16 protein-coding genes and 1 tRNA gene are annotated in these 16,358 nt (G+C 62.4%); 5 read left to right on the forward strand and 12 right to left on the reverse strand.

Annotated features, from left to right (window positions below; all coding sequences use genetic code 11):
- Together AC1D1Z_RS11230 and AC1D1Z_RS11235 are read right to left on the reverse strand one after the other, a co-directional pair.
- Positions 1-917 (reverse strand): chromate transporter (locus tag AC1D1Z_RS11230; protein ID WP_477850525.1); only part of this gene is annotated, 917 nt, incomplete at its 3' end.
- Position 918: 1 nt separating this feature from the next.
- A complete protein-coding gene (locus AC1D1Z_RS11235; protein WP_130652721.1) occupies positions 919-1,734 on the reverse strand; it encodes a chromate resistance protein ChrB domain-containing protein in 816 nt (271 codons plus the stop codon).
- A gap of 326 nt (positions 1,735-2,060) precedes the next feature.
- Between AC1D1Z_RS11235 and AC1D1Z_RS11240 the strand changes: the two genes are divergently transcribed.
- Positions 2,061-2,369, forward strand: a complete 309-nt coding sequence (locus tag AC1D1Z_RS11240) for a hypothetical protein (RefSeq protein WP_080764175.1) — start codon at positions 2,061-2,063, stop codon at positions 2,367-2,369.
- Positions 2,370-2,609: 240 nt separating this feature from the next.
- On the opposite strand, the gene AC1D1Z_RS11245 is transcribed toward AC1D1Z_RS11240, so the two are convergent.
- The 6 genes from AC1D1Z_RS11245 to AC1D1Z_RS11270 form a co-directional block, all read right to left on the reverse strand.
- A complete protein-coding gene (locus AC1D1Z_RS11245) occupies positions 2,610-2,912 on the reverse strand; it encodes a hypothetical protein (RefSeq protein WP_130652722.1) in 303 nt (100 codons plus the stop codon).
- Between the two features lie 176 nt (positions 2,913-3,088).
- The gene (locus AC1D1Z_RS11250; RefSeq protein ID WP_047623359.1) at positions 3,089-3,385 is read right to left on the reverse strand and encodes a hypothetical protein; all 297 of its coding nucleotides are present in this window, start codon (positions 3,383-3,385) and stop codon (positions 3,089-3,091) included.
- 154 nt (positions 3,386-3,539) lie between these two features.
- Positions 3,540-3,615: transfer RNA gene (locus AC1D1Z_RS11255), tRNA-Lys, on the reverse strand.
- Positions 3,616-3,858: 243 nt separating this feature from the next.
- A complete protein-coding gene (locus AC1D1Z_RS11260; protein WP_477850529.1) occupies positions 3,859-4,770 on the reverse strand; it encodes a PhzF family phenazine biosynthesis protein in 912 nt (303 codons plus the stop codon).
- Positions 4,771-4,935: 165 nt separating this feature from the next.
- Positions 4,936-5,709: an NUDIX hydrolase gene (locus tag AC1D1Z_RS11265; protein ID WP_130652724.1), complete on the reverse strand. Its 774-nt coding sequence runs from the start codon at positions 5,707-5,709 to the stop codon at positions 4,936-4,938.
- Entirely contained in the window at positions 5,706-6,815 is a 1,110-nt protein-coding gene (locus tag AC1D1Z_RS11270) for an endonuclease/exonuclease/phosphatase family protein (RefSeq protein WP_047623362.1), read from the reverse strand. The genes AC1D1Z_RS11265 and AC1D1Z_RS11270 overlap by 4 nt, the downstream gene beginning before the upstream one ends.
- 198 nt (positions 6,816-7,013) lie before the next feature.
- On the opposite strand from AC1D1Z_RS11270, the gene AC1D1Z_RS11275 reads away from it, so the two are divergent.
- Positions 7,014-7,376 (forward strand): DUF4189 domain-containing protein, encoded by a 363-nt coding sequence (locus AC1D1Z_RS11275; RefSeq protein WP_018242754.1) that lies wholly within the window; start codon positions 7,014-7,016, stop codon positions 7,374-7,376.
- A 26-nt stretch (positions 7,377-7,402) separates the two neighbouring features.
- On the opposite strand, the gene AC1D1Z_RS11280 is transcribed toward AC1D1Z_RS11275, so the two are convergent.
- Genes AC1D1Z_RS11280 through AC1D1Z_RS11290 form a run of 3 tightly spaced genes read right to left on the reverse strand, consistent with a single transcriptional unit; the run spans position 7,403 to position 11,119 of the window.
- Entirely contained in the window at positions 7,403-8,452 is a 1,050-nt protein-coding gene (locus AC1D1Z_RS11280; RefSeq protein WP_130652725.1) for an ABC transporter ATP-binding protein, read from the reverse strand.
- Complete coding sequence (locus AC1D1Z_RS11285; protein ID WP_477850533.1) at positions 8,440-10,134, reverse strand: ABC transporter permease; 1,695 nt, start codon at positions 10,132-10,134, stop codon at positions 8,440-8,442. Before AC1D1Z_RS11285 ends, AC1D1Z_RS11280 begins: the two co-directional genes overlap by 13 nt.
- 7 nt (positions 10,135-10,141) lie before the next feature.
- A complete protein-coding gene (locus tag AC1D1Z_RS11290; RefSeq protein ID WP_130652727.1) occupies positions 10,142-11,119 on the reverse strand; it encodes an ABC transporter substrate-binding protein in 978 nt (325 codons plus the stop codon).
- A 301-nt stretch (positions 11,120-11,420) separates the two neighbouring features.
- Here AC1D1Z_RS11290 and AC1D1Z_RS11295 point away from each other — a divergent pair, with 301 nt between their 5' ends.
- Together AC1D1Z_RS11295 and AC1D1Z_RS11300 are read left to right on the forward strand one after the other, a co-directional pair.
- Positions 11,421-12,479 carry an aldo/keto reductase gene (locus AC1D1Z_RS11295; protein ID WP_047623366.1) on the forward strand — a complete coding sequence of 353 codons (1,059 nt, stop codon included), beginning with the start codon at positions 11,421-11,423 and terminating at the stop codon, positions 12,477-12,479.
- Between the two features lie 101 nt (positions 12,480-12,580).
- Entirely contained in the window at positions 12,581-13,624 is a 1,044-nt protein-coding gene (locus tag AC1D1Z_RS11300; protein WP_018242759.1) for a DUF2278 family protein, read from the forward strand.
- A 16-nt stretch (positions 13,625-13,640) separates the two neighbouring features.
- Here the strand turns inward: AC1D1Z_RS11300 and AC1D1Z_RS11305 are convergent, their stop codons facing one another.
- Positions 13,641-14,861, reverse strand: coding sequence for an aminotransferase-like domain-containing protein (locus AC1D1Z_RS11305; protein WP_477850536.1), 1,221 nt, complete (start codon positions 14,859-14,861; stop codon positions 13,641-13,643).
- Between the two features lie 300 nt (positions 14,862-15,161).
- Between AC1D1Z_RS11305 and AC1D1Z_RS11310 the strand changes: the two genes are divergently transcribed.
- A complete protein-coding gene (locus AC1D1Z_RS11310) occupies positions 15,162-16,262 on the forward strand; it encodes a branched-chain amino acid aminotransferase (protein WP_477850538.1) in 1,101 nt (366 codons plus the stop codon).
- Positions 16,263-16,358 lie beyond the last annotated feature (96 nt).

Below are 16,358 nucleotides of genomic sequence, written 5' to 3' on the forward strand. Positions count from 1 at the left end.
GGTTTCAGCCAGCCGAAATGCTGCACAGCCTCCTGCGCGACATAGGCAAGTACGGCATAGGCCCCGCCGAAGGTGACGACCGCCATCTTGCTGAAGAACAGGCCGATCTCGGTAAAGACATTGTCAGCACCGAAGGTTACGTAGAGCGCTGCAAGTGGAGCTAGCCAAAGGGCGATCAGCACGGCCGACATACGCAGCGACCAGGCGAGATTCGGCCGCGCATGCGCCGGTATGCCTTCGCCGAGCGCCGACTCGGCATCCGACAGCACCGGGCCGCTCCCGGCCTTGTGGCCGCCGCCCGTCTGGAAGGCGGCAAGCCCGAACCTGCCGCCGAGGAAGCCCGCAATGGCGGCCGCGAGCACGATCAGCGGGAACGGGACATGGAGAAAGAAGATGGCGATGAAGGCCGCGGCCGCGATGCCGACCATGACGCGATTCTTGAGCGCACGGCCGCCGATGCGGATGACGGCCTGCGCGACGACAGCAAGCACTGCCGCCTTCAGCCCGAAGAAGAGGCCGGCGACGATGCCGACGTTGCCGTAGGCCGCGTAGATATAGCTGAGACAGAGGATCGACAGGAAGCCTGGCAACACGAACAGCAGGCCGGCGACGAGACCGCCCACTGTTCGATGCATCAGCCAACCGATATAGATGGCGAGCTGCTGCGCCTCCGGTCCGGGAAGCAGCATGCAATAGTTCAGCGCATGCAGAAAACGGTGCTCACCGATCCATCGCTTCTCATCGACGATGATCCGGTGCATGACGGCAATCTGGCCGGCGGGGCCGCCAAAACTCAGGGCGGCGACGCGCAGCCACACCCTGAAGGCCTCGCCAAACGAAACGCCGTGGTGATGCCCCTCTCCCGCGTCTTCCTCCGCCATTTTGCCGCCGGGAGCACTATCCGTCATCTCGACCATCTCACACCCTCTTCTTTGGCGCGGGCCAATTGTGGGTTTCCTCGGTCGCATCGCGGCACCAGCGGAAAAAAGCGTCGTAGAGAAGCATCCCAGCCTCGAGTTGCTCCAGATCGTCGGAATACATCCTGGAGAGGCCGAGCGATGCCGCAAGCAGGCCCGCCGCCTCAGGCGCGAGGTCGAGCCTCGCTGTATCTGCCGCCCTGACGATCCGCGCCAGGCGCAGAAGCGGTTCCGACGCCAGTCCGAACTCTTCGATCATGACGTCGAAAGTGCAGAATTCGCCGCGATGACTCCAGAACACGTCTTCGATATCGAAGGGCGTCGCCCCGAAGCGCTCGCCGACGGCCAAAACCTCGGGCGCAGGCACGAACAGGAACACGGCGTTCGGATCGACGAAGCGCCGGATCAGCCAGGGACAGGCGATGCGATCGATTTTCGGCCGCGCCCGCGTCACCCAGACGGTGCGCTCTTCAGCGTCGCGCTGCGGCAGCTTTGCATCGGGCACGGCCGGTCCGCCTGCGATCCACGCCTCGAAGCCACCTTCGAGGCTTTCCGCGTCAATCCCGGCATGGCGGAGATAGGCGGCAACACCATGACTGAGCTTGCCGCCTCTCTGGCACACCACGACGACGGCTTCGGCATCGACGCCGCCACACCAGGACGCGACGTCGGCATGAGCGCGCCGGATCGAGCCCGGCACCAATCGCGGATCGAGCGCGAAGTCCTCCTCAGTGCGAACGTCGATAATGCAGGGCGCACCGGGGGTTCCGATGAGGCGGCTCAGCTTGTCGGGAGAAATTTCGAGAAATGACGGCATGACGCGTCCCTCCGTTGATCGGTTTTACTGGACGCGATTCTTCAGCATGACGCCTCGTGGGGTGATCGCGACCCCATGCAGAAATCATGCGCAAACAGACCCCGGCGTGTCAAGCGCGCTTGCATCGAACCGGCACGCACAATGTTCGTTTCGAGACGAAATGAACTTCCGTGGAGGCCCTTCGCCTCGGGAAGCCGAGCGGCATTGGCTGCCGATTCTGGCCGGTAGCAGCCCGGAAATCCCTGATAACAACCGCTTCCCTGCACCCATATGGAACAAAAAGCCAGCTCCGCCATTATTGTTTCACCGAAAGAGGAGAAAGTACCATGACGTACGACCCCAATAATGCCAACGATCCCAACCGCCCACTGAACCCAAATCTCGATCTGCGCACCACGCCGAGCGCGCGCAGCACTAACACGTGGGTTGTCTGGGTCGCTGCATTGGCCGTGATCGCTGTCGCTGCATTCGCCTATTCGCAGTGGAGCACCCCCGGCACATCGCCGGACACGACAGCCTCCACGACCCAATCCGAGCCGGCGCCGGCCAAGCCGATCGCTCCGACCGACAACAGCGCAACGCCCGCACCGGCACCAGCACCGGCCACTCCGCCGGCTGCCCCGGCCCAGCAGTAACGCCTGCTCGGCCGAAAGAAGCCGGCCATATGCCGGCTTCCTTTCTGCTGCGAGCTCTTGAAGATGTTTAAGCAAACCCTATTTAAGGGATATTGAATCTGTCTCTGACGGCTGACCACGGAGGTACTGGCAGTCGTTATCGAGACCGGTCGAGGAAGGTCGTGCGAATTTCGCCCGGCCTTTTTTCTTGTCCTCGTCATCCATGCCGAACAGCGCTTTGGCAACGCCTGGATCGGGATATTATTTGGGAATCCTGTTATAGAAGGACTGCGGATCGTACACGCACTCGTAGTCGAGGAGGCAAAGCTTGCCATTGGCATCCCTCACCCGTGCGGTGTCGTACTTGTCGCCGAGATTGCACCTGGCCGGCGGATAACGGAAGCTGCGGCCGCCAAAGCCCATCCGCACAAAAACCGCCTTGTCCTTGCGGATGATCTGCGCAAGCTCTTCGCAACTGTGATCCCTGGCATTGACCTCCACCGCCTCGACGGCAAGAGCTGCGGACGGAAACAACACTGCGACGGCCAGAACAACGCTTTTCATGGAAACTCCTGAATGTGAGAGAGCGAAGTTAGGGCATCGCACCCCATGCCGCCAGTCCAGAAACCCTCCGAACTGTACGCCTGGGCACAGCCGCATGCACTTCCCGCTCGCTCCCCGTCTCAACCGGAAGCGCCGAGAACCCCGTGCGTCCTTTCGGACGCACAAAGCACGATGCGCTAGGGAAAATTATAAGGCGACGCAGGGTCAAAAACGCAGGCATAATCGAGCATGCACTGCTTTCCCTCGGCATCGCGAAAACTGGTCGTGGTGCGTTTTTCGCCCATGCTGCATTGGGCCGGCGGATAGCGGAAGCTGCGACCGCCGAAGCCGACGCGGACAAAGACCTTTTTATTCTGACGAATGATCTGCGCGAGCTCGCCGCAGCTATGATCGCCCGCTTTGACCTCCATTGCGCCTGCGGCAAAGGCAGGCAACGGCAGAGACAATGCGACGGCAAAAACAACGCTTCTCATGGACCCCTCCTGATACGCGAGAGGGAGATAGGGCGCGCGGATCGACGCGGCCAGTCCTGCGGATAACGCGAACCATGCCGCTTGCTTCGCGACAGTTTCCCACAGACCGGAAAATCCGGTCTGTGTTCAAATATGTCAATCTTTTCAAGAGATTTGGTGGGTGATGTAGGGCTCGAACCTACGACCCGCTGATTAAGAGTCAGCTGCTCTACCAACTGAGCTAATCACCCGTTCGCGCTTGGCTGCGCGGTGTGACGGGGCGTATAAACAGGATCGGCCGGCTTGTCCAGCGCATAGGCGAAATTTCTTTGGTTAATCGCGAAGATTTTTCGGCATGGCTGAAATGCGGCGCACAACCCCGAAAATCCGAATCCATTTTCGGAAAGGATTATGCGCCGATTCAAAGTGATAGAGCGTCCTAAGCGCGTCCTGTCGGACGCGCGGCCTATCGCACGCGCGGCGGTCTGGTGAAATCAAAGKTCGAGCGTGCCGCTGGCCAGCCGCACTGCCTGGCCGCCGATCCGCGCGTTGGAGATCGCTCCGCCGTCGACATCGATATGCAGGTGGATGAAGGACGGCCGGCCCATCTCTACGCCCTGCTCGATCATGATCGGGTGATGCCCGTCCGTCAGCCGGTCGAAATGGTGGATCGCGCCGGAGAGTGCGGCCGCCGCCGAGCCGGTGGCCGGATCTTCGACGATGCCCATGCCGCTTGCGAACATGCGCGCATGGAACTTTGCCACGTGGTTGACGCCGCCGCGGCAGTACACATAAGCCGAGGCAAGAGCGCCATCGACGAAGGGCACGATCTTTTCCCAGAGTTGCGGATCGAATTCCACCCGCTGCGTGGCTCCGACATCGTGCACCGGAATGAGCAGGAAGGGAACGCCGGCGCTCCAGATCGACGGGACGTGATTTTCGAAGCCGATCTCGGTCACCTTCAGCGATAGCGCATCGGCGATGCCGAGCTTGTCGAGCGGCATGACGGCGGGCTGCGATTTGCGCGGCAGGTCGAATTCGGCAAAGCTCGCCTCGCCCTCCCTCAGCCGCACCGCGCAACRCACCGGCCCGACATTTTCCTCGAGCACCGTGACGAGATCGCGCGTCGCGGCACCGTGCGCCCGTTCGGCCAGCGCCACCGCCGTGCCGACCGTGGGATGGCCGGCAAACGGCAGCTCGCGCCCAGGCGTGAATATCCTCAGACGCGCCGCATAGGCGGGGTTGGTTGAAGGCTGCACGAAGACCGTCTCCGAGAGATTGATCTCCCGGGTGATCGCCTGCATTGCCTCGTCGCTGAGATCGTCTCCGTCGAAGATCACCGCCAGCGGGTTGCCCGCAAGCTTTCGATCGGTGAACACGTCATAGACGCTGTAGCTTCGCGCCACATCGGCCTCCCTGAATCGTCATCGCGCCGCCAACCTGCCCGACCGGACGAGCGAGTGCAAGGCGCTAAAACGCGTCACGCCAACCGGATTCACATGTCGCGCTTTCGATCTTTACGTGATGCATGTCGTTATCCCAAAACGCTACACGGCTTTAGGCGGCATAGATCAACTCCGCTCGACCTTGCCGAAATACCAGTCGATCACGGGCAGCATGGCGATATTATAGGGGTGCGCCGAGTGATCGGCCGAGCGGATCGCCGCTGCACCCGCGATCTCCTTATCCTCGGCGACGAGCATGTGGCTTTCGATCCGTTCGACCATCTCGTCCGCCGTCATATCGAAACGGAAGAGCCGCAACACCGTCACCGTTCGGTTGGAATGACTGGCAAAGAGCCCTTGCCCCGCCACCGAACGGCCAAGATCCAATCCGGTTTCTTCATGGACCTCGCGGCGCATGTTCGCCTCGATGTCGCAACGCCCGTCGACGATATCCTCCGGCTCCAGCGAGCCGGCGGCGAAATAGACCTGGCCGGGATTGGCGGTATGGGCGCCCATACGGATCGCCACCAGCGCGCCGTCCGAGGTTTCGAGCACCGGATAGGCGAAGATGTGAACGCCGCCCTGACGCTGCGGCTGTCGGCGCCACCACATGAAGGCGGAAAAGGGAATGACATGGCCCTCGCCCGCAATCCCGTTTTCACTGAGCGAGAGCCGCTGCTGAAACACCATGCGCCCGTCGAACAGCGCCGGATTGGCGGCGGTCTCCCGCGCCCAGTTCTCGCGGATCGCTGCTTCCTCGGCGGCGACCAAAGGATGGGGGCCGGGCAGGATGCGCAGATCCACCCCGGCAATCGGGAAGACCGTCGCCTCCGGCGGCCAGCCGGCGAAATCATCGGATATATTGCTGTTGTTGAAATTCGCGTTCAAATTCGCATTCATGGGAGATCCAGTGTCATGACGACGGGGCAGTGATCGGACGCCTTCGGCCTGTCCCAGCCGGTACGCGGATAACGCTCCACCTCCTGCCCCGGCGGGAAGATGGTGCGGTAAGGCTGGCCACTGCGGATGATTTCCGGCAGGCGGCCGACATTGTGGGCGGCGAGTGCTGGCGAGAGCCAGAGATAATCGAGTTGGCAGAGCCACTGCTCCTGCGGCCCGCGTGCGTGATAGAGCGTCCAGCGGTCGAGGGCGGTGCGACGCCGCATCACATTTTCGGCAAAGCCATCGCGGCTGAAAACGTCGAGTGCGCTTTCGGCCTCATCCTGATGCTCGAAACGATAGCCAGCGCCCCGGCGGCCGATGACATCGACGCGCTCCTGATAATCGTTCATGTCGCCACAGATAGCGAAGCTCTTCGTGCCGGCTTGATCTGCCCCGAAGCGGTCCTCGATGATGCGGCGAACGGCGCGCGCCTCGGCGCGGCGGATCGGCATGGTCGATTGCCGCCCGTCCAGTCCGTCGCGCGGATTGCCCATGGACTTGAAATGCACGACGTAGAGCGAAAACGGCCGGCCGCCGATCAGAAGATCGAGCTCCAGGCAATCGCGTTTGAAGATCTTGTCGTCGATACGGTTGGTGAGCGCCAGCTCCTCGTCGAAAAGATCGAGATCGCGATAGGTCGTCATCGCATGGCTTTTGATGTCCCTGAGCTCGATCTTCTGGCCGTCGCGCGTTTCCTCGCGCATCAGGACGGCAACATCGATGCCACGGCTGTCATTGCCTTCGACAAGGTATTTCTGCCGGTAACCATTTCCGACCATCCGGAAGAGATAGCCGTATTCGAAAGCCTGAAGGGCGGCCATGTTGTCGATTTCCTGCAGGCAGAGGATATCGGCATCCGCGTCGGCAATCGCAAGCGCCGTCATCTGCCGCGTGTCGTCGGTCGCCGCGATCACGCGGGCCTGCTCGAGCTGCTGATAGACGCCCTCGCTCGACACCTGGAAAAGCTTGATGACGCGGTCCTGGCGCAGCTGGTTGCGAAAGCCGGTGAAATCGAAACGGGTCAGGAGATTTTCGACATTGAAGGTGGCGAGGCGAAGCGACATGGGAAGGATCCGGTTGCGGGGAGTACCTTAACCAGCAGAAGCCGCAGGAAAAGATGGCGAGGCCAAGAAATATGCGGACAACCACCCCTCTTGCAGCCCCGGACGCGATTGCCTGTGACTTAGGCCGCTGACATTCTCCCGCAAGCCCCGAATAATTCGTCCCGGACGACATTCACCAGTTCCGGCGGGAGGCATTTCATGAAACGGATTTCTGCATCGCTGGCGATTCTGACCGTCCTCGCCGGCGCCGGCCCGGCACTTGCCGACAGCTACGGTGCCATCGCCTATTCGCCATCAACAGGCGCTCTCGGCTGGTCCTATGCCCATGACAATCGCGGCGACGCCGAAATCGTTGCCCGGCGCAATTGCGACAGCAGCGCCAATGACTGCCGGATCGCCATCTGGTTCCGCAATGCCTGCGGCGCGGTGGCCGTCGGCCATCGCGGCGGCTGGGGCTCCGGCTGGGGTTACGACAACCGTGAGGCCCAGCGTCAGGCAATCCGCAGCTGCCGAAAACAAACCGGCAGCTGCCGCGTCATCCGCTGGCAATGTTCGGAGTAGGAATGATTCTGGTTGAGTGCGGCGCCTCAAAGCCGCCACGCCGCGCGCACCGATAGCCGGAGGCTGTCACCCGTTCGGACGGGAAAGCGGGTATAGGCCCGCAGCACCTGACTATCGGCGAGGACCAGCTTCAGCGCGTAACGCTCACCCTCGAAGAGAACGGACTCGACCGTCGCCGCGATCCCCTCGCCGGCGGCGATATTCTCGCCGGAGACGACATCCTCCGGCCGGACGAGGACATCCACCCTGTCGCCACTGGCTGCCCCGGCAGCAGCAGCAAATATCGGCTCCAGCGCAGGCCAGTCGAGCGCCCTGGCATCGCCGAAGGGACGAGGCAGCGTCACGATCGCGCCTCGCCCGATCAGCCCGCCAACGACGCGGCCTTCCGGCCGGGCATAGATTTCAGCGGGCGGGGCCACTTGCAGCAGCCGACCCTCCGACATGACGGCTACGTCGGTCGCAAGCGCCATCGCCTCGCTCTGGTCATGGGTGACGTAGATCATCGTCGCGCCCGAGCGCTGGTGGAATTCGCGGAAGGTTTCCTCCATCTCCTGTTTCAGGTGCCGGTCGAGATTGGCAAGCGGCTCGTCGAGCAGCACCACGTCGGGCGATGTCACCAGGCAGCGGGCGAGCGCCACGCGCTGACGTTGACCGCCGGAGAGATCGGCCGGCCGCCGTTCGGCATAATCGGCAAGCCGCACCGTGCCGAGCGCGTCGCGCACCTTCGCCCGGTAGACCTCGCCCGAGATGCCGCGCACCTTGAGGGGGTAGCCGACATTGTCGGCGACACTCATATGCGGCCACAGCGCATAGGACTGAAAGACCATCGCCATGTTGCGCTTTTCCGGTGGCACCGACTGCGCGGCATCGGCAAGCAACCGCTCGCCGAGATGGATCGAGCCATCGCTCGGCGTCTCGAAACCGGCGATCATGCGCAGCACCGTCGTCTTGCCGCAGCCGGAAGGCCCGAGCAGCGCGAGGAAGCCGCCCTCGCGCACCTCGAGCGAAAAGCCGCTGACGGCGGCCCGCCCGCTGCCAAAATCCTTGCCGAGCTGGTTGAGGATCAGCCTCGCCACGGGACCACTCCTTTCGGCAGTCGTTTGGCCAGAAGCTCAAGCAGCAGCATCAGCACGACGACCATGAGGACGACGAGCACCGAGAGCGCCGACGCAAGGTCGGAACTGCCGCTGTCGTCGAGATTGTAGATGGCGACGCCGAGCGTCTGGGTGCCGGCCGACCAGAGCAGCGCCGAGATCGTCAGCTCGTTGCAGGCGATCAGGAAGACCAGGATGACCGAGGCGCCGGCGGCCGGCGCAATCAGCGGCACGATGATATCGGCAAGCCGGCGGAAAAAGCCGGCGCCGGAAAGCCGCGCCGCCTCCTCGAGCGCCGGATCGAGCTGATGGAAGGCGCTGACCACCGGCTTCAGGCTGACGGCGAAGAACGATGAGAAATAGGCGATCAGGATGATCCAGATCGTGCCGTAAAGCGAGACGTGCAGGATCGGGATGGGTGCAGCGAACACCAGGATGAAGGAAACGGCCATGACGATGCCGGGCAGCGAATAGGGTATTTCGATCAGGCTGGAAACGATACGGGAAACCACATCCTTGCGCCGCGTCAGCGCATAGGCTGCAAGCACCGTCACCACAAGGAGACAAAGCGCAGTGGCACCGGCAAGCGACAGCGAATTGATAAAGGCCGTGCGCGTCACCGCCTGTCGGAACAGGATCTCCTCAAAAGCATGCAGCGACATCGTCTTGAAGGTGAGCGGCACGCCATAGGCCGGCACCAGCGCACCGGCAAGGAGCGCGAAGAACGGCGCGGCCAGCATGAAAAACAGGATCACCCAGACGAGCGGCGTGAAGGCAAACCGCCAGATGCCGAGTTCGAAGGCAGCACTCGCCCCGGATAACCCGATGACGCGGTAGTCACGGCCGCGCAGCGCCCGGTCCTGGATCATCAGCCCGACGACCGAGATGACGGCGATGATCGCCGAGAGCACGGCGACGTCGCCGAAGGTACGGCTGGTGAAGGCGGAAAACTTGGTGAAGATCAACGTCGGCAGCGTGAAGATCGAGGCCGGAATGCCGAGAATGGCGGGAATACCGAAATTGCCGGTGCAGGAGACGAAGGAGATCGCCGCTCCCGCGATGATGCCGGGCAGCGACAGCGGCAGAATGATATCGCGGAACACTCGCAAGCTGGAGGCGCCGGAAAGCCGTGCTGCCTCGACGCCGTCGCGGGGCAGCGTCATCAGCCCGGCCCGAAGCGCCAGGTAGACCAGCGGCGCATGCTGCACGCCATAAAGCAGCGCGATGCCACCCACCGAATAGAGCGGCTGCGGCGAGCCGAGCGGCGGGGCGATATGCAGCGCCTTCAACAGCGGGCTGGAGGGGCCTGACATCTGCACCCAGGCAAGCGCCGTCACCTGCGGCGGGATCATCATCGGCAGCACGAAGAAGAAGCTGAGCAGCCCCTTGGCGCGGATATCGGTCAGCGTCAGCAGGAAGGCGAAGAGGCAGCCGATAACAAGCGAGATCACCGTGCCCAGAATGGCGGTGACGACCGTGTAATAGGTCATCGACCATAGCGAGGCTTCGCCGAGAACCGTCATCACGCCGCCATCGGCAAAGGCCGCTATCCCGACCATGGCGAGGYGGGCGAGCGGCAGCACGCTGAGGATCAGGACGACGATGACGACAAAAGGAAACAGCCAGGCGGGCTGGCTGTTTCCGGTTTTGATATATCCGTGCATGAAAGGATCAGTTCGAGCCGTAGATGCCCGAGAAGGTCTTGAGATCCTGATCGGTATTCTTCAGAGCGTCTGCGGCCTTGATCGGCAGGACCTTGATGGTGTCGCGCGCGGGGAAGCCTTCCGGCAGCTTCATGCCGTTGCGGGCTGGGATGTAGCCGAGCTTCAGGAAGCCTTCCTGGCCCTTTTCGGAGAGCACGTAATCGACGAATTTCTTGGCGGCATCGGCGTTCTTCGTGCTGGCAAGGATACCGACCGGCTCGGTGACGGCCGAAACGCCTTCGCTCGGGAACACGAATTCGACCGGCGCGCCCTTGGCCTTCTCGCGGATCGGCAGGTAGTCGACGACCATACCGTAGGCCTTTTCGCCCGAGGCGACGGACTTCAGCACGGCGCCGTTGCCGCCGGCCGCGATCGCACCGTTTTCGGCAAGCGACTTGTAGAAGTCCCAACCGAGGCCGGGAACGGCGGCAAGCGTCTGGGCGTGGATCAGGGCCGCACCCGAGGCAAGCGGGCTCGGCATGGTGACGAGGCCCTTGGCTTCCGGCTTCGTCAGGTCCTTCCAGCTCGCAGGCTTCATCGCGGCCGAGGTGTTATACATGATGCCGGTGGTGATCAGCTTGGTCGAGTAGTAATAGCCGTCGGTGTCATAAAGGGCGGCGTCGTATTGGGCAGCTTCTGGCGACTTGTAGGCCAGGAGCTTGCCGTCTTCCTTGAGGCGCTCCAGCGTCACCACGTCGGCGATGAGGAGGACGTCGGCGACCGGGTTGCCGGCCTGAATCTCGGCCTGGAGCTTCGCCATGATCTTCGGCGTGCCGTCGCGTACCCAGTCGACCTTGATATCGGGATTGGCGGTCATGAAGCCGTCGACCGTCGCCTGCGCGTCCTCGTTCGGCTGGCTGGTATAGAGAACGAGGTTTGCGGCCGAAGCCGGAATGGCAAGGAGGCTCGCAGCGACAAGTGCTGCGGCGGAAACGATCGTTTTCATGGGAAGGATCCTCGATTTCGATACCCCTCCCTTATTAGGGGTCGTTGACAGAGATGTGACAGTGCGCCGCAGCCCACCAGGCTCCGGTTTCACAACCCTCCTTGATCTCTACCGGCTTTGCCGACAATCGGGGCGATCGCCTTTCCCGCAATCTCGCCGGCGTTGTCTTCAACCCTGTGAAAGAGGCGATCATCTGGTATCCTCGCGCGCAAGCGATCTCACACAGGCGTGAACACCCGGCGATTTGCCATTGCCGGGCGTTGCGCTACGTCACTCACGTTTCGATGAAGGAGGAATTTCAATGGAATATCGTCTGCTCGGCCGTTCCGGCCTGAAGATTTCGACTTTGACCATGGGCACGATGACCTTCGGAGGCGTCGGCTGGGCGAAGACCGTCGGCGACCTCGGTGTCTCCGAGGCCCGCAAGATGATCGATATATGCATCGATGCCGGCATCAACCTGATCGACACCGCCAATGCCTATTCAGCAGGCGAATGCGAAAACATCATCGGCGATGTGCTCTCCGGCAAGAGGCCGCAGGGCGTGCTGCTCGCCACCAAGGCCCGCTTCGGCATGGGCGACGGCCCGAACGACCAGGGCCTGTCGCGCTACCACCTCATCCGCGAATGCGAAGCGAGCCTCAAACGCCTGAAGACCGATGTCATCGACCTTTACCAGGTGCATGAATGGGACGGCCAGACGCCTCTGGAAGAGACGATGGAAGCGCTCGACACCCTGATCAGGCAGGGCAAGGTGCGTTACGTTGGCTGCTCGAACTATTCCGGCTGGCACATTATGAAGGCGCTCGGCATCGCCAAAGAGCACAGGTACCAGCGCTTCGTCAGCCAACAGATCCACTATACGCTGGAAGCCCGCGACGCCGAATACGAGTTGCTGCCGATCTCGATCGACCAAGGCCTCGGCGTGCTGGTCTGGAGCCCGCTCGCCGGCGGCCTGCTGTCCGGCAAGCATCGCCGCAACCAGGCAGCGCCAGAAGGCACGCGTCAGTTCGCCGGTTGGACCGAACCGCCGATCCGTGATGAGAACCGCCTCTGGAACATCGTCGAGACACTGGTCGCGATCGGCGAAGAGCGCGGTGTCTCGGCCGCCCAGGTGGCGCTCGCCTGGCTGATCGGCCGCAAGGCGGTCACCTCGGTCATCATCGGTGGCCGCACCGAAGCCCAGTTCCGCGACAACATCGCCGCCGCCGAGCTGAAACTGACGGACGAGGAGCGCAAGCGCCTCGACGCGGTCAGCCTGCCGCCGGTGATCTATCCCTATTGGCACCAGCTGAACACAGTTAGCGACCGGCTTGGTGAAGCCGATCTCGAGCTTTTCGGTCCGCATCTCCAGCAATAGCCGATCATGGATCAAGCATTGCACGGCGAAAGGCAGACGTCACAAAAGATGCACTTTCGCCGTGTTATCCTGAAACCCCGCCACCCGCTGCGAGGTTCTCCATGCTGAAGAATTACAAGGTCCTGAAGGGTACGGCGAGCGCCCTTGCCCTCGACGACGACAACGATCCCCATATCGAAATCCGCATCGAGGCGAACGGCATCAGCTACCGTATCGCGCTCAACGTCCGCTCCAAGGAATCGCCGCACGACCTGCTCTACGCCAATATCGTCGACTTCAAGCATTCGTCGCTGACGGAGGCACTCGAAGCGCTGCCGATGGGCCTGACCGACATCCGCAACGACCGTCCGGAGCTCGCCATCGATTATGTCCGCGGCGGGTTGATCGAGCGCGAGGACATGAATGTCGCGCCCTTCCAGCTCTCCGGGCCGAAGAACGACCTGCGTGACTTCATCGAGCCGATCGTCCAGGAAGGCATTGCCGATTCCGACGTGCATTTCTACGCCTTCGGCGAAGCCTGGGGTCCTGAGAACAACAAGCCGGACCAATATTTCCGTTTCGAGCCGGGCAACGGCATCCACGACATCCACATGAACCAGGGCGACGGCGGCAGCTTCAAGGCCACCAACGGGCCGAACCAGGACGGCGCCCTGCTCGTCCATTTCAACGATACCGACGAATGGGCGGCGATCTTCCTCTGCTTCCAGTCGCAGAACTGGAACACCGATGCGGCGACCGGCCATCCGGTTTCCGACAGTCGCGGCGGCCAGGGCCGCGGCGAAGGCACACGCCGGCCGCAGCCGATCGTCGCCTCGTCGCTGCGCATCGTCGCCGCGCTGATCAACCCGGTGAACGGTGAAGGCGGCACCGAGGCCGAAACGGTGACGATCATCAACCGCTCCGACATGCAGGCGTCGCTCGACGGCTGGAAGCTGGAGGACGAAAACGGCAGGACCCAGACGCTATCGGGGTCGTTGAGCGCGGGCGAGCTACGCACCATAGCGCTCGATGCCGCAGCCGGCGGCCCGCAGCTTGCCAACAGGGGCGGCGACATCATCCTGCGCAATGCCGACGGTGCCGTGGCCGACCGGGTCGGCTACGGCAAGAGCGAGACGGCGAACGAAGGCTGGACGACGATCTTCTGATCGGCGCCAGCCTGGATCAGCCGCCGATTTCGGCCGAGATCAGCGCGCCGAGGCGGCCGATGCCGTCCTCGATCATCTGCTCGTTGGCGCAGGAGAAGCTGACGCGGAAGGTGTTGGCGCCGGAACCATCGGCGAAGAAAGCCTTGCCGGGCACGAAGGCGACTTTGGCGGTTTCGAGTGATTTCGCCAGCAGTTTGGCGCCGTCCATGCCCTCCGGCAGCGTGATCCAGATGAACATGCCGCCTTCCGGCTTCGTCCAGCTGATGCCTTCAGGCATGTATTTTTCGAGCGCGGCCAGCATGCAGTCGCGGCGTTGACTGTAGGYGGTTTTGATCTTGGCGACCTGCGCATCGAAGGCGCGCTCGGCGACATCTGATATCGCCATTTGGTTGATCGTCGAAGAATGCAGGTCGGCCGCCTGCTTCATCAGCACCAGCTTGCGGATGACGGGCGCGTTGGCGACGATGAAGCCGACGCGAAGGCCGGGCGCCAGCGTCTTCGAGAAGCTGCCGCAATAGATCGTGCGCGTATCGTTGATATGGCCCTTCTCGGCGATTTCGAGCGCCAGGATCGGCGGGATCGGATCGCCGTCGTAACGCAGCGACTGGTAGGCCGCATCCTCGATGACGGCGATGTCGAGATCTTCCGCCAGTGCCAGGACCTTCTTGCGGCCGTCAAGATCGACGGTCTCGCCGGTCGGATTGGAGAAGTCGGCGGAGAGATAGGCGAACTTCACTTTGCCGCCGGCAGCGGAAGCGGCCGCGCGGTAGGACTCGGGCGTCCGGTTGCCGTTCGGCGTCAGTTGGTCGTAGGCCGGTTCATAGGCGTTAAAGGCCTGCAGCGCGCCGAGATAAGTCGGCCATGTCACGAGCGCGGTGTCGTTTGGTGACAGGAAGAGCTTGCCGAGATAATCGAGGCCCTGCTGCGAACCGGAGACGATGAAAACATTGTCGAGCTCGCAGGGAATGCCGAGAGCGGCCATCTGCCCGACCAGCCATTCGCGCAGCGGCTTGTAGCCTTCGCTGACCGAATATTGCAGCGCCGAATTGACAGCGGCGCCGTCGAAGATGTCGGCATAGGCCTGCTTGAACTCCCGATCCGGAAAGAGCGCCGGATCCGGAATGCCGCCGGCAAAAGAGATGATGTCGGGCCTGTCGAGAAGCTTCAGGAGTTCACGGATTTCGGATGCGCGCATGCGCGACGAGCGCGACGCAAACATGGTGTCCCAGTTCAGCATGGGGTTTCCTCGTATTTTCTATACCGTCGACAAACCATGCGGTGGAAATTATGTCAATAATGCTGACCTAATTTCTTGTTATGGTGACAAGTTGGAAATCTTATATTCCAAAGTCTTGGTGCGAGATTAGCGAACGTCTTTGCGACGGCGCTCGATCCCGAATTTGCTGCTCGACGTCAGCCACATCAAGCGATTATTCCTCTGATCAAAGCCGAAACCGGCTGATTCAGACCTTTCCAAGACCAGCTCGGCGGCGGTAGTGTCGCCGCCACTATTCAATTTACTATCAAGGTGCCAGCAATGACCGTAACGTCGGCCTCTCCTGAAATCAAAATCGAACTCCACAAGTCTCCCGTGTCGGACGCCGATCGCATCCAGGCACTGGAGACGCCCGGCTTCGGAAAGGTCTTCACGGATCATATGGTCCTGGCACGATGGACTGCCGACAWGGGCTGGCACGATGCGAAGGTTACGCCGAGGCGCCCCCTGGAGCTCGATCCTGCGAGCGCCGTGCTGCACTACGCTCAGGAAATCTTCGAGGGCATGAAAGCCTACAAGGCGGATGATGGCCGGATCCTGCTCTTTCGGCCTGAAGAGAACGCACGCCGCTTCGCGCAGTCGGCGACCCGCATGGCGATGCCTCCTGTGCCCGAAGAACTCTTCCTGAAGGCGGTCGAAGAACTGGTCCGCGTTGACAAGGCCTGGATTCCGTCCGGCGACGCCAGCCTGTACCTTCGCCCCTTCATGTTCGCCAATGAGGCGTTTCTCGGCGTTCGTCCGGCTCTGGAATATGTCTTCTGCATCATCGCCTCTCCGGTTGGCGCCTACTTCAAGGGTGGCGCGAAGGCCGTCTCCCTTTGGGTCGAGACCGAATACACCCGTGCGGCCAGCGGCGGCACTGGCGCTGCAAAATGCGGCGGAAACTACGCAGCCAGCCTCGTGGCGCAAGCCGAGGCGTCGAAGAAGGGTTGCGATCAGGTCGTCTTCCTGGACGCCGCAGAGCATCGCTGGGTCGAAGAACTCGGCGGCATGAATGTCTTCTTCGTGATGAACGATGGATCAGTGGTGACCCCGCCCCTTGGCGGCACGATCCTGCCGGGCATCACCCGGGCCTCCGTGATCGTGCTCGCCGAAGAAAGGGGCTTGCGCGTCGAGCAGCGCCCCTACTCGTTCGCGGAATGGCAAGAAGACGCTGCCAGTGGCAGGCTCGTCGAAGCCTTCGCTTGCGGCACTGCCGCAGTCCTGGCGGGCATCGGCCTGGTTCGACATGCCGGCGGCGAGTTTCTGGTCGGAGACGGACAGACCGGCAAGTTGACCAGCGAACTGCGCCAGCAGCTCGTCAGTCTGCAGAAGGGCGTAACGAACGATGAGCACGGCTGGACCCGCCTCATCCCGACCTGAACTCCAGACGTTCCACGCGAACGGCGGCGTCAACACCCACATGGTGGGCGCCGCTCTCCGCCTCGCCCGCAAAGTCGTCGGGCTGGCGATATATTC

This window comes from Rhizobium sp. P1_E1 (assembly GCF_056406015.1).

Bases quoted from the DNA above. Each gene is read 5' to 3' on its own strand.
- AC1D1Z_RS11235 (WP_130652721.1), bottom strand. From the start codon at position 1,734: ATGCCGTCATTTCTCGAAATTTCTCCCGACAAGCTGAGCCGCCTCATC.
- AC1D1Z_RS11270 (WP_047623362.1), bottom strand. From the start codon at position 6,815: ATGTCGCTTCGCCTCGCCACCTTCAATGTCGAAAATCTCCTGACCCGT.
- AC1D1Z_RS11265 (WP_130652724.1), bottom strand. From the start codon at position 5,709: ATGAATGCGAATTTGAACGCGAATTTCAACAACAGCAATATATCCGAT.
- AC1D1Z_RS11245 (WP_130652722.1), bottom strand. From the start codon at position 2,912: ATGAAAAGCGTTGTTCTGGCCGTCGCAGTGTTGTTTCCGTCCGCAGCT.
- AC1D1Z_RS11290 (WP_130652727.1), bottom strand. From the start codon at position 11,119: ATGAAAACGATCGTTTCCGCCGCAGCACTTGTCGCTGCGAGCCTCCTT.
- AC1D1Z_RS11250 (WP_047623359.1), bottom strand. From the start codon at position 3,385: ATGAGAAGCGTTGTTTTTGCCGTCGCATTGTCTCTGCCGTTGCCTGCC.
- AC1D1Z_RS11300 (WP_018242759.1), top strand. From the start codon at position 12,581: ATGCTGAAGAATTACAAGGTCCTGAAGGGTACGGCGAGCGCCCTTGCC.
- AC1D1Z_RS11295 (WP_047623366.1), top strand. From the start codon at position 11,421: ATGGAATATCGTCTGCTCGGCCGTTCCGGCCTGAAGATTTCGACTTTG.
- AC1D1Z_RS11275 (WP_018242754.1), top strand. From the start codon at position 7,014: ATGAAACGGATTTCTGCATCGCTGGCGATTCTGACCGTCCTCGCCGGC.
- AC1D1Z_RS11240 (WP_080764175.1), top strand. From the start codon at position 2,061: ATGACGTACGACCCCAATAATGCCAACGATCCCAACCGCCCACTGAAC.